Below are 13041 nucleotides of genomic sequence, written 5' to 3'. Positions count from 1 at the left end.
TTATACTTTGATTTTTCAATAAGATTTAAGTGAAAAATTAGAAGCTAAAATTAACACCGACGGTAAAGTTACGTCCCACTTGTGGAATCGTCGAAAGGAACGAAGCATGTTGATAAACTTGATCATCTAACAGATTGTTCGCATTTAGGAACACGCGATAATCTCCGACATTGCTGTATTGCCCAGAATACGCTACACCAAGATTAAGCATGTTATAGCTTTGTGTATCTGTCTCATAAGCAGCAATCTTATCTTGTTGGAAGACATGATAGTACTCAGCAGAACCACTAAAACCATCACCAAAGTCTGCATTGACTTTCGTACCTAAACGACCTGCTGGAACACGTGGGGCATTTTCATTATCGATCTTACCGCGAACATAATCACCAAATACGCCAAGCTTATAGATTGAAGAAACTTGATAATTCGCCTCTGCTTCAGCACCATAGAAACGTGCTTTATCTTGGGTATATTGCACTAAGCGGAAGTCTTTATAACGATCTAAGGTTTGTGCATAAATGTAATCATCAAACCAGTTATGATAAACATGAACATGATAATCAAATTTGTCATTGTCAAAATGGAAACCAAGCTCCACATTATTTGATTTTTCTTTACCAAGTTGATCATTGCCTAATTCATAGGTATTGGTTGCGAAGTGACCACCATCTGCATAAAGCTCTTGAGCCAATGGCAAACGTTCTTGATGAGATGCCACAAAAGATAATTTATAGTCTGGTGCGAACTCCCAATTTGCGGCACCTGAAACAGAAAAGGCTGAACCGTCGAAATTCTTTTTACTAGAATCTTCAATATCAATTTTTTGCTGATCTGCACGTGCAGCTAACTCAACATGTACATCATTAAATTGCGCATGCTCTAAACCAAACACACTCCATTTTTTTGTTGTGTTCGGTGCTAAGAATGCTTCTTCGCCCGTTAATTCTAATTTTTGTTGATTATATTGCGTACCAATCACCCCTTCCCAAGGTCCAATTGGATTGTGTACTAACTCTAAACGCCCGTCGTAACCTTTATTTTTAAAGCGTGTTGCAATGGTATCTTCTTCGATTTCATCATGTTGGTAATCAGTATAGCTTGCTTGAGCACGTAACTTTTTAAAGCCCACAAATGGATCATCTAGCTCGGTACGGAAATCATATCGTTCAGACTTCAAATCAATCCAAGGCCCTGCATCATGTGCATGTTCTTCATGGTCATGATCATCCTCATCACCATGATCATGGTCGTGATCTCCACAATGTAAATGTGGGCGTCCTGAAAGATGTGCATCACAACTCTCATACTCATGACTATGCCCTGGCAAGCCATATTTATCTTGGCGGTTGCTATATGAAATACCTGTAAAGCCTCGATCATAAATCCAAGACAAACCAACATTTACTGTTTGCCCTTCAGCAAAGGTATTGTCGACACGACGCTCTTTTTCACCTTCATGAAAATAATTTGGGGCAATATAATCATTTGCCTCACGCTTTAAGCCTTCAACACGTAAAGCAACTTGATCACCTAAACCAACCGTAACACCCGCAGTTGCTAATTTTTCATCGCTTCCAGTGTTGTAACGTAGACCAACGTTGCCTTCATAGCCTTTTTCAGGCATTTGTGTTGGGAGTTTACTGTCATTGACATTGACCAAGCCACCCACAGTGCCTGCACCAAACAATAATGTCGATGGACCACGAATCACTTCAACTTGCTTTGCAAGTGCTGGATCAACCGTAACTGCATGGTCAGGTGATAAAGTAGAAACATCAATATTTTCAGAAGAATTCTGCAAGATTTTTACGCGTGGTCCATCTTGACCACGAATCACAGGTCGACTAGAACCCGCACCAAACTGATTGGATGCAATTCCAGTCTCACCACTGAGTGCCTCACCAATCGTAACAGCACCTTGGGCAAGACGCTTTTGATCCACAACAGTATCTGCAACTGCAAAATCTTTCGATGTTTGCTCTAGTGGGTGTGCTTTAATTCGTATTGTTTCTAAAGTTTGAACTTCTTCATTTTCAGCAGCGAAAGTCGGTAAAGCGACAACAGCTAAAATAGATAAGGTCAAAATATTCTGTGGAAATGACATACCATGTCTCGAATCAGTTTATCGATATTTTTGTTATACTATAACATTTCATTTATTTTGCAATAAAAAACACAGTTGCAAATTACATTTGCTACACTGCTTCTCCACGATTTTATGAATGCTCGTTTTCAAACGATATGCCATTTACCCTTTCACATGCCGTTTTAGCACCACCTTTATCCAAATTTAGCAAAGGTCAGCTCCCCATTGCTGCTCTTGCAATTGGCTGTATGACGCCTGATCTATATCGCCTATTTACAACTGAAACGATTGCACTTACACATCAATGGTCAGGGTTGTTATTTCCCAATCTGCCAATTGGATTATTTTTTTGTTTATTGTGGTATCTGCTGTACCGTCCTGTGATCTTTCGTGTTTTATCAATACAGTATTCTCTCAATATTCATTCCTTTGATCAGTTTGTTGCCTTTAGTTTGATGAGCTGTGTTTCAATTGTGATCGGTGCAGCGACGCATTTGATTTGGGATGGGCTTACCCATCTTGATTTCCGTACATTTGCATTTAAAACAGTACTTGCCCAAGAAGTTTCTTTGTGGGGTCTGAATTATCCTTTACATTTTATTTTGCAAATTGTCTCATCCGTCTTGACCTTACCTATCTTGCTATGGATGTGCCTTAACTATTATCAAAGCCACAAACAGCACATTCACATACCAATTAAACTAAGATTATTTTTTGTATTAAGTTTACTCATATCTATAACCGTGGGTTTTTGCGCTGTATGGAATTTACACCTACAAATTCCAGCTGAGCGTTGGAACAGTGAACGCTATTTTTATATCGGTAGGTCTATAAATGAATTCTCTCAAACTGGACTTATTCTCATGAGTATTGCTTGTTTATTGTTGTTATTTTTTGATCGTAGAAGCCGTTTGGGTTAGTTTTCCAACATTGTATTGTTTGGAAAATATTAAGACTTGAGACAATACGTTCAACAAGGCATAATCTCCCCTTCATTGGTGGTGCGCTGTTTACGCATTCACCTTCTACAGCCAATATAGTTTGGATATATAATTCAATATGATGCGCACTCATTACTGCGGCTCTCTTACTGAAGCCCAAATCGATCAAACAGTAACTTTATGCGGATGGGTTCACCGTCGCCGTGACCACGGTGGTGTGATTTTCCTTGATATGCGTGACCGTGATGGCTTAGTCCAAGTCGTTATCGATCCTGATACCCCAGAAGCATTCGCAACAGCTGATAAAGCACGTTCTGAATTTGTTTTAAAAATTACAGGTCGTGTTCGTCGTCGCTATGAAGGTACTGAAAATGCCAACATGGTGAGTGGTCAGATTGAAGTTTTAGGTAAAGAGATCGAAGTTCTTGCAGCTTCTGATACTCCGCCATTCCCATTGAATGACGAAAACACCAATATTTCTGAAGAAATTCGTTTGAAATATCGTTTCTTGGACATCCGTCGTCCTGAAATGTTAGAGCGTTTACGTTTCCGCTCTAAAGTAACTAATCTTATTCGTAACTATTTCGAAGATCACGGTTTCTTAGACGTTGAAACACCAATTTTAACACGTGCGACACCAGAAGGTGCGCGTGACTACTTAGTCCCAAGCCGTGTTTCAAATGGTAGCTTCTATGCGCTTCCACAATCACCACAATTGTTCAAACAATTGTTAATGGTGGGTGGTATTGATCGTTATTACCAAATCGCTAAATGTTTCCGTGACGAAGATTTACGTGCGGATCGTCAGCCTGAATTTACCCAAATCGACGTTGAAACATCGTTCATGAGTGACGATGACATCATGGATTTAATGGAAGGCTTAACGGTTAAAATGTTCAATGAATTATTGAATGTAAAATTCGATAAATTTGAACGTATGACTTATGCAGATGCAATGCGTGACTATGCATCTGACAAACCAGATATGCGTATTCCATTGAAATTAATTGACGTTGCAGATTTGATGCAAGACGTTGAATTCAAAGTATTCGCTGGTCCTGCAAAAGATCCTAAAGGCCGTATCGTTGCTTTACGTGTACCGGGCGCAGGTTCACTTCCACGTAGTGCAATCGACGAATACACTAAATTCGTTGGTATCTATGGTGCGAAAGGCTTGGCTTACATCAAAGTCAACGAACTTGAAAAAGGTATTGAAGGTCTTCAATCTCCAATCGTTAAATTTATTGAGCCAATCGTGCTTGATCTATTAAAACGTGTTGGTGCTGAAAATGGCGATATCGTATTCTTCGGTGCTGACAAAGCAAAAGTTGTAAACGATGCGATGGGCGCACTTCGTGTGAAAATCGGTCATGACTTGAATCTTTCAACTTGTGAATGGGCTCCTCTTTGGGTGGTTGACTTCCCAATGTTCGAAGAAACTGATGATGGCAAATGGACATCTGTTCACCATCCATTCACACTACCAAAATCAAGTGTTGAAGAAGTTAAGAACAATCCAGGTGAAGCACTTTCTGTAGCCTATGACATGGTATTGAACGGTACTGAAATCGGTGGTGGTTCACTGCGTATCTATACTTTAGAGATGCAAAAGGCAATCTTTGAAGCTTTAGGTATCGGCGAAGAAGAAGCAGAAGAGAAATTCAGCTTCTTACTCAATGCATTACGTTATGGTGCACCTCCGCACGGCGGCTTGGCATTCGGTCTTGACCGCTTGATCATGCTCATGACAGGCGCATCGTCTATTCGTGATGTGATTGCATTCCCGAAAACTAAGACCGCTGAATGCCCATTGACTCAAGCGCCAGCTCCAGTTGAAGCAAATCAATTGCGCGACTTAGGTATTCGTTTACGTGAAAAACCAAAAGCTGAAGAAAAATAATTTTCTCAGTTTGTATAAAACCCTGCGCTATGCAGGGTTTTTTTATATTACATGGTTTTACTTTGCGAACATGCTTGCTAGTGGCATAATAAGCTGCTTTTTATTGAGAGGTCGGTCCTATGGCGATGCGTTCTGATGTGCGTCGACACGCAATTGTGCTTATTGTGTTTTCTTTGGCACAGTGGTTTTTCATGCGCTATATCTTAGCAAATGAACTTTTCAATATGGACACCAATCAACGTATCTTATACTTTTGCGTAAGTAGTCTTGTCGGTGCACTACTCATTTTTGTCGCATTGATTTATATGGTTCTCAAAGGCAACGCAGATAAACAAGACTAGGCACGATGTCCTTTTACGTAACTCTCCTTCGCATTTTACCTTTAGCATTTTTACGTAGTATCGCAAAAGTGGCAGCTTATTTTATCAACCAGAATCCTGATAAAAGCATGCTGTGGAAAACTAGAGTCAATCTTGGCTTAGCTTACCCAGAATTAAGCCTAGAAAAAAAAGAGCAGCTTGCTCGAGAGAGTGTGACCAAGCAATGTCTGAGTTATATCGAGTCTGGGAAATGCTGGGCAATGCCTCCTGAATGGAGCATCCAACAGATTCATACCGTGCATCACTTGGAAGTACTGACAAATGCTCTTAGCGACCCTCGTGGTGCACTGATCATCACTCCCCATCTAGGCACTTGGGAAATGATGAATGCATGGGTGAATCAATATGGTACTCCCACGATCATGTATAAACCAATGAAAGATAGTGGTTTTAATGCATTTGCTTTACATGCTCGACAACGACTAAATGCTACCTTAGTACCTACTGATGCTTCGGGTGTCAAAGCGCTATTTAAGAATCTAAAACAAGGTGGTTTCAGTGTGATTCTGCCTGACCATGTTCCCGATCCTTCTGGCGGTGTCGTGGTGCCCTTTTTCAGAATCCCCTGCCTCACCAGTACACTTGCCAGTAAAATGGCGCAAAAAACTCAATGTCGTCTAGTCGGATTAAGCTGTTTCCGTCGTGAGGATGGTGAAGGTTTTGATGTCTACTGTGATGATCTCAATGATCCTGAACTTTATGATCGCGATATTGAAATCGCAACAACAGCATTGAATAGAACCGTTGAGCAAATGATTAATCGCTTTCCTACTGAATATATGTGGGGCTATAAAAGGTTCAGAGGTGATTTAGAAAATAAAGATTATTATAAATAAACTTTATTTTTCATGCATACCCTTATTTTTAAATAGTATTTATATTCAAACTGGTCCTCATAAAGTGCTATATTTCATTAATTTTCAAAACTTTTATTTATTATGATTCCTAAGATTATTCATTATTGTTGGTTTGGTGGAAAACCGATACCAGACCATCTACAAAAATATATCAGTGATTGGAGTCAAAAATGTCCAGACTGGGAAATAAAACTTTGGAATGAAGAAAGCTTTGATGTCGATCAGCATATTTTCACTCAAACTGCGTACCAACAACGTAAATATGCTTTCGTATCTGATTATGTTCGTGCTTGGGCATTACATGAGTTTGGTGGTGTCTATCTAGATACAGATGTAGAACTTAAGCATCCTCTTGACGATTTTCTAGAATGTGAAGCTTTTAGTGGATTTGAGTCAATTAATCTTCCCTTTACTGCAGTGTGGGGAGCTATTCCATACCACAGCTTAAGCAAGGAGATTCTCTCCTATTACCACAATAAAACTTACTCAGATCAAGAAGCTCCAAATACCTCTTTTATTTCTGATATTATTTCCGAAAAATTTAAAATTGATAGAACTAAAGACATCAATCAAAGTGGTTCTAATGGACATCACACACTACATATTTATGCATCACATTATTTTTGTTTAGACCTTCCGGTTAATTATGCAACCCATCATTTTATTGGCTCATGGTTGGAAGACAAAAATGGAAAAAAACCTTACAAACAACAATTGCATAATAAATATTACTTATCAAAATTAGAAGATGATTTTTTATTAGAGAAAAGACAGCTAAAAGACTTAGCTAAAAAAATCAATTTTTCTCAGCTTTTTCTCATTATTCGATATTTTGTACGATCTATTATTAAAAAAGATAAGTAATAAAAAGGCTCTATAAATATAGAGCCTTTTTATTGATTGACACATTTAAATCAAATCATCAATGGTAAGACGAATATCAATACCAAGGCTTTCTGCTCGATTATTGACAACATTATGGCGTCCAACAATCTTTCTGGTACTTTTTAATAAATAAGGAATTCGCATCAACCATTGATGGAAACTATTTCTACGCTGGTACTTATCAATCCAACGCTTGTCACGACTTGCTTGAAGTTGTTCAATGATTGGCTCAACGCTATCACCATAAGTACGTCTTGATGTATCGAAAATAAAGGTATAATTGGGTGGTAATTTATTCAGTGTGATTCGTTTCTCTTCAACCCACTCATCAACAAGTTCTTGTAGCACCACTTGATCCCAACGATCCGGTTGATTTAACTGTCTACGCTCCCACTCATCCATTAATAGACGAGCATTTGGTGTATCATTAATAAATACTGTACTACTAATCAAACGTGTACCATTGATATAGTGTACTGCGATATCTTCTTGAAGCGATTCAAAAAAAGGACGAATGTCCTTAAGAATAATAGCGTCAGCATCTACAAATAGAATAGGACCTTTTAGGTCTCGTCTCTTACCTGCAATGAATGTTGGTTTAAAGGCGATGATCTTTTGCCAGTCATCTTTTGAAAACTCACTGAACTGAACATTGATATCAAATTTTTCAGCTGAACGTTGCAAAATTTGGGCATGCTTTCTATATAATTTGTCATCGGTATGAAAGCCAAAAATTGTTAGCATAAAAGCCCTATGCACTATGAAAAAATAAAAGATAATCTTAATTTCTCACAGTGCCTTAGTCAACATCACCAGTCTTTAAGATCAAATAAAGCCTATATAAATCAAACAGTAAATTACTTAAATTTAATCTTAACAATTGACTCTGCTTTTACAAAGCGAATCAATTGAGCAGACAGTCGGACAAACTCTCTCGTAATTTTGTCTTTAAACATCAATTTATGATTTACTCGAATATTATCCCCTTTTCGTAACTTACGGTCGTGAGATAAATAACTCGGGAAATTTGTCTTATCTCGCATCAAAATAAAGTCTTGAATACAAACAGCAGGAGACATCTGATAAACATCATATTTACCCTGTCGCAAATAATCTTTAAACATAATGTGGTCAATAGGAATCAATTTCTTATAGCTTTGAATAAATGCCAATAATTCTTTAGCCCCCTGATTTGATAAAATATACCCTCCAGTCCCCATATGTTTTGACTTAAGTGGCATCAACTTACGATTGATACATTTAATTTGTTTTAGCTTTATTGAGGTTGTTACCTTTGGATAAAATGCTTCAACTTTTATAATATGTCCATCTTCAGGAATCCACTCAGTTCTCGAAAGAACCTTCGCTGCTTGTTCGCCCAAATAAATATCATCTTCAAAAATACCAATGAAATCTAAATTCTGATCAACGACTGTTTTCCACAAAACCACATGGCTTAATAAACAAGCAATTTCCCCAGGTCTTAAATCTGTTGTTTTAATATCTAATAATAAATCTGCAGCAACTTGGTTAATTCGGTCAGGCGTAATTGCATCAAAGAAATTAAATGCAACCTGATGTTTTCCAAACTCCGATACGATATGTTTGCGACGCTCTTGAGCATTAGCAAGACTAATAACAAAATTTTTCATAATTTCATCTAAAGATAGTTTCTCTTAAATAGAGAAAGAGCTTAAAAATTATTTTACCGTTATGTATAAAATATATGTTGAATATTATTACATTTTAAAAATAATTAAATATAAATATTTTTCCATTTAAATAAAAATCTGTATATTTTTACGTCTTTTTGTAGTACTTAAAGTTAAAACGTTAATTTTTGTCTTTTTTGGCAGTCATTGATTTAAGCTTTTGATTTTATTTAGATGCTATATATAAGCTTGATAACATCAGCACTAGAAAATTTAGGAGGCAATTATTACAATAGGGAGTAGAGTCGTTGCTGTACCGTTCTCTAAGTAACGGGATCTCTTTTTTGTTGTATTGATTCTTATAATTTATGAAAAGTGTGTAAATATGAATAGCGAAGCAATTAAAATTTTTGTGGGTTGCGACCCTAACAACTGTGATCTTGAACAGATGATGGTATTAGATTATAGCGTTCGTAAACACACGCAACACCCAGTTGAAATTATATGGATGCAACTCAGCCATGATCCCGAAAGCCCGTGGTATACCAATCAAGCAACTGGCGAAGGATGGCATACAGAAAAATGGGCAACACCTTTTTCAGGTTTTCGTTGGGCGATTCCAGAATCATGTAACTTTCAAGGACGCGCAATCTATATGGATGCCGATGTCGTGGTTTTATGTGATATCACGGAGTTGTGGGCGCATCCAAAAGCTGAAGATGCGATCGTGATTGCCAAAGGAGGCAAAAATTCAGCTCGTCTATGTACATGCGTTTGGGACTGCGAGAAAGCTAAGCAATATTTACCTGCTTTAAAAGACATTCAAGCTGATCCTGATGGCCACAAAAAGCTAATGCAACTTTTGAAAGATAAGCCTGAGCTAGTTCAACCTTACCAAGACTCTTATAATAATATTGATGGTGAAGGTCTCGCTGCTGAGCAGATTAAAATTCTGCACTATTCAGACATGGGTACACAGTTTAGTCACAAATATTCCCTACCACGCTTAGAGGCATCAGGACAAAAACATTGGTTTGATGGAAAAATCATGCCACATCCAAGACAAGATCTCACGGAGCTATTTGATCAGTATTACAACGAAGCTTTAGCGGCAGGTTATCGCCCAGAGAGCTATAAAGTAGAGCCTTTTGGCGATTTTTCTAAAGCGACACAAATCAATTATCATGGCAATAAAGTGACTCGTCCAGAAGATGAAAAGAGCTGGTTCACTCGCTCTATCGATAGTCTTAAATCAAAGTTCAAGAAGAAAAGCTTCTCTCTTGATGATTAATAGATATTAGGGAGATTGTCATAGTACAATCTCCCTCTCCATACTTTTCTAGTCCTGACTGTTTTTACGATAATAAACAGATTTTTAGCTTAATCATTGCTGAGTTTTTAAATGCTTCCATCTCTTTCAGATACTTTATTACGAAACATTTATAAATTCATTTATAAGATTTTTTACCCAAAAACATATAAACACAATCGTCGTTTCTGGCCGCTTTATCGTGTACAACGTAATGAACATGGTCGTTTAGAAAAAGTTTATTTTAAGAACCAGCTCGTTTCAGATAATTTGATGATTCAACCCTCAACAACTTCAAAGTGCATGTTGATTGCGACAGGGCCTTCTATCCAGCAGCTTCCAAATGAAGTTTTTCAAAAAACAGATATAGACTATATCGGCGTGAATGGTGCGATTGCTTTGGACAATATCCATTACAACAGCTATATCATCATTGACCATAATTTTGTGGATGCTCGCTTTGATTTGGTAGAGAAAGTACTGCAAAGCAATTGTACTTTTTACACCACACCTCGTTGTCTAGATATGATTCTTAGACGAATTAAATTTACAGATATTCAATGTAGTATCAAAACTATCGAAACAATCACTAGAGACCTCATGGAAGTGTTTCTTGATGAAGAAATGCTCGTGAATAAAACGGCAGAACACTTTTTCATTCACGATGATTTTGGTTTCTCAAAAGACATTTTTAACGGCACATTTGATTACTTTACCGTTGCCTATGTCGCCCTACAAATTGTTAACTCGCTCAACTACACAGAAATTTTTATTGCTGGCTTAGATATGAGCAATTTTTCTAAACCACGCTTCTATGAAACAACTGATGATAAGCAGCCAACGTTACTCGACATACATAGCGAGACTGTATTACGTGCGTTTGATACGGCTGCATTATTTTTTAAAGAACATCAAATCAACGTTTACAATCTTTCTCCAAACAGTGCCGTTGAATCCTTCGAAAAGCGATCCTTTGAAGTTATACAATAAGTGTAGAAAAAGCCTTTAATAAAAATACACAATCAAATTAATCATGAATTAATCATTCGCTCATACAATTAGAGTTTTAGCTAAATATTATTGCATGAGCGTCAATAACTTTCGGACTGACATTAATGGACTAAGAGCTTACGCTGTAATTTTTGTCGTTCTTTTTCACTTCCAAATTTTAGGCTTTTCAGCAGGATACCTCGGCGTTGACATATTCTTTGTCATCTCAGGCTACCTAATGACAAAGATCATTATTGAAAGACTAGAGAAAAATCGGTTTTCCTTTAGTGACTTTTATTTATCTCGCATCACCCGAATCTTCCCAGCATTACTCGTTCTCGTTGTATGTCTCACAATACTTGGCTGGTTTATCTTTATTCCTGAAGATTTTCAAAGATTTGCTAAAGATGCACGTTATAGCCTTACGTTTCTCTCAAATAATCTCTATTACCGACAAGCTGGAGATTACTTTGCAGTAGATGCACATGAGAAAGCACTGTTACATACATGGTCACTTGCTGTTGAATGGCAATTTTATCTATTGTTCCCCATCCTTTTGGTGATTTATTGGAAATTAACCAAAGGGCTAAAACACATTGGAATCTTTCTCAGCATCTTATTTATTGCCTCACTGAGTTATTCAATTTATATCACCCCTAAAGACTCCATGTATGCATTTTTCAAACTCACTACACGGGCATGGGAACTGATTGCTGGTGGTCTTGTCTATTATTATTTTAGAAACACACAGTTAAATACACATCTCAAAAAATTAACTGAAGCAATCGGCTTTATGCTTATCGTTGCTAGTTTGGTAATTTTAAAACAAAGTACACCTTGGCCTGGTTATGCAGCATTGTTACCCGTTGTAGGTACAATGCTGATTCTAATCGCAAACCGCCAAGACTCTTTTCTCACTCAAACACCCATCGTGCAAAGTATTGGTAGCGCATCCTATTCAATCTATTTATGGCATTGGCCTGTATTTTTCCTACTGAATTATTTCTTTGTTCCACATAATTTTCTTAATCTAAGCCTCGCAATTACGCTTTCACTATTTTTAGGTTGGTTAAGTTATAAATACATAGAAAGTAGTCGTAATCTCCTGCAAAAGCTCAAACCTCAATATATTTATGTTTTATTCTTTGCTGTTCTAATTGCTTCATATCCTATTTATAAGTTCATCAGCAAAGATGGTGTAAAGGACAGAGCAAGCTCTAAATATCTATCCAGCATAGAACAAATTCAAATGCCTGCAGTCGCAAATGGTTGGTGCTTTTATAATATTAAAGGTGACGATAATCTTAATGTAGGAACTCAAGGTTTAACTTGTTCTATTGCATCAAAACAACCTACTGCGAAGAAGGCCTTACTGTTCGGCGATTCTTTTGCTGGCCATAACAATCCTTTTTGGGATCAAATTGGTAAAAAGCTTAACCTACAGATCCAAGTTGTTTCGACAAACTGGTGTTACCCAAGTCTTAATGATGCCTTTACTGGAGATCAGCCATCTGATGCCTATGAGCAGTGTCTAATCAACCGTGATTATCTTGCTAAGAATATGGATAAATATGATGTATTGATTTTTGCAGGTCGTTGGTCAGATATTGTTGGAAAAAGCCAACAAAGTGGTTTTGCTAATCTGTTAGATATCACAGAGCAGCACCATAAAAAAGTGATTGTAATGTCAGAGCCATATGCATTTAAGAAGAATATTAGCTTATTGTTCAAAAGAGCAATGTGGTTACATAGAGACTTTAATCTTAATAATTACATGAAGAGTGATAGAGCAACTCAACAGCGATACGCTACAGAGGTAATCAACAATATGGTGTACAAACATAGCAATACACTATTGCTGACGCGTGATGATTTATTCAGACCAAATCAAATGGCAAATGGCAATACACCCTACTCCCTAGATGGTCGTCACATGTCGATTATTGGTTCACTTGAGTCAGCGAAATATTTCGAAAAACAACCAAAGTACGACGTGTTAAAACAGTTCTTGGAGCAAGCCTTAACACCCTAAAACTAATTA

At 37.4% G+C, this 13041-nt stretch carries 11 protein-coding genes; 8 read left to right on the top strand and 3 right to left on the bottom strand.

What is annotated here, in order from left to right:
• Positions 1-37 precede the first annotated feature (37 nt).
• Positions 38-2104: a zinc piracy TonB-dependent receptor ZnuD gene (gene znuD, locus IO68_RS30840; protein WP_023014072.1), complete on the bottom strand. Its 2067-nt coding sequence runs from the start codon at positions 2102-2104 to the stop codon at positions 38-40.
• A gap of 137 nt (positions 2105-2241) precedes the next feature.
• Between znuD and IO68_RS30835 the strand changes: the two genes are divergently transcribed.
• From IO68_RS30835 to IO68_RS30815, 5 genes are all read left to right on the top strand, one after another.
• Entirely contained in the window at positions 2242-3006 is a 765-nt protein-coding gene (locus IO68_RS30835) for a DUF4184 family protein (protein ID WP_023014071.1), read from the top strand.
• A 139-nt stretch (positions 3007-3145) separates the two neighbouring features.
• A complete protein-coding gene (gene aspS / locus IO68_RS30830) occupies positions 3146-4927 on the top strand; it encodes an aspartate--tRNA ligase (RefSeq protein WP_004877310.1) in 1782 nt (593 codons plus the stop codon).
• Positions 4928-5046: 119 nt separating this feature from the next.
• Positions 5047-5268, top strand: coding sequence for a hypothetical protein (locus IO68_RS30825; RefSeq protein ID WP_004877311.1), 222 nt, complete (start codon positions 5047-5049; stop codon positions 5266-5268).
• A 5-nt stretch (positions 5269-5273) separates the two neighbouring features.
• Complete coding sequence (locus tag IO68_RS30820) at positions 5274-6143, top strand: lysophospholipid acyltransferase family protein (protein WP_023014070.1); 870 nt, start codon at positions 5274-5276, stop codon at positions 6141-6143.
• Between the two features lie 102 nt (positions 6144-6245).
• Positions 6246-7028: a glycosyltransferase family 32 protein gene (locus IO68_RS30815; RefSeq protein WP_023014069.1), complete on the top strand. Its 783-nt coding sequence runs from the start codon at positions 6246-6248 to the stop codon at positions 7026-7028.
• Positions 7029-7073: 45 nt separating this feature from the next.
• Here IO68_RS30815 and IO68_RS30810 read toward each other — a convergent pair whose 3' ends face one another.
• Positions 7074-7793 (bottom strand): putative nucleotide-diphospho-sugar transferase, encoded by a 720-nt coding sequence (locus IO68_RS30810; RefSeq protein ID WP_007482485.1) that lies wholly within the window; start codon positions 7791-7793, stop codon positions 7074-7076.
• 113 nt (positions 7794-7906) lie between these two features.
• Entirely contained in the window at positions 7907-8701 is a 795-nt protein-coding gene (locus IO68_RS30805) for a glycosyltransferase family 25 protein (RefSeq protein ID WP_023014068.1), read from the bottom strand.
• 385 nt (positions 8702-9086) lie between these two features.
• Here IO68_RS30805 and IO68_RS30800 point away from each other — a divergent pair, with 385 nt between their 5' ends.
• The 3 genes from IO68_RS30800 (at position 9087) to IO68_RS30790 (ending at position 13032) form a co-directional block, all read left to right on the top strand.
• Positions 9087-9992, top strand: a complete 906-nt coding sequence (locus tag IO68_RS30800; protein ID WP_023014067.1) for a family 8 glycosyl transferase — start codon at positions 9087-9089, stop codon at positions 9990-9992.
• Between the two features lie 111 nt (positions 9993-10103).
• Entirely contained in the window at positions 10104-11000 is an 897-nt protein-coding gene (locus tag IO68_RS30795) for a hypothetical protein (protein WP_023014066.1), read from the top strand.
• 94 nt (positions 11001-11094) lie between these two features.
• Positions 11095-13032 (top strand): acyltransferase family protein, encoded by a 1938-nt coding sequence (locus tag IO68_RS30790; protein WP_031234919.1) that lies wholly within the window; start codon positions 11095-11097, stop codon positions 13030-13032.
• The last annotated feature ends 9 nt before the right edge of the window (positions 13033-13041 follow it).

Source organism: Acinetobacter sp. COS3 (assembly GCF_000475335.1).
Taxonomy (GTDB): domain Bacteria; phylum Pseudomonadota; class Gammaproteobacteria; order Pseudomonadales; family Moraxellaceae; genus Acinetobacter; species Acinetobacter venetianus.
Note: the sequence above shows the minus strand (reverse complement) of the source record. Positions and strands in the feature narration are given on the sequence as shown.

What these genes read in the sequence shown, in the direction of transcription:
- znuD (WP_023014072.1), bottom strand. Translation starts at nt 2,104, where the DNA reads ATGTCATTTCCACAGAATATTTTGACCTTATCTATTTTAGCTGTTGTC.
- IO68_RS30835 (WP_023014071.1), top strand. Translation starts at nt 2,242, where the DNA reads ATGCCATTTACCCTTTCACATGCCGTTTTAGCACCACCTTTATCCAAA.
- aspS (WP_004877310.1), top strand. Translation starts at nt 3,146, where the DNA reads ATGATGCGCACTCATTACTGCGGCTCTCTTACTGAAGCCCAAATCGAT.
- IO68_RS30825 (WP_004877311.1), top strand. Translation starts at nt 5,047, where the DNA reads ATGGCGATGCGTTCTGATGTGCGTCGACACGCAATTGTGCTTATTGTG.
- IO68_RS30820 (WP_023014070.1), top strand. Translation starts at nt 5,274, where the DNA reads ATGTCCTTTTACGTAACTCTCCTTCGCATTTTACCTTTAGCATTTTTA.
- IO68_RS30815 (WP_023014069.1), top strand. Translation starts at nt 6,246, where the DNA reads ATGATTCCTAAGATTATTCATTATTGTTGGTTTGGTGGAAAACCGATA.
- IO68_RS30810 (WP_007482485.1), bottom strand. Translation starts at nt 7,793, where the DNA reads ATGCTAACAATTTTTGGCTTTCATACCGATGACAAATTATATAGAAAG.
- IO68_RS30805 (WP_023014068.1), bottom strand. Translation starts at nt 8,701, where the DNA reads ATGAAAAATTTTGTTATTAGTCTTGCTAATGCTCAAGAGCGTCGCAAA.
- IO68_RS30800 (WP_023014067.1), top strand. Translation starts at nt 9,087, where the DNA reads ATGAATAGCGAAGCAATTAAAATTTTTGTGGGTTGCGACCCTAACAAC.
- IO68_RS30795 (WP_023014066.1), top strand. Translation starts at nt 10,104, where the DNA reads ATGCTTCCATCTCTTTCAGATACTTTATTACGAAACATTTATAAATTC.
- IO68_RS30790 (WP_031234919.1), top strand. Translation starts at nt 11,095, where the DNA reads ATGAGCGTCAATAACTTTCGGACTGACATTAATGGACTAAGAGCTTAC.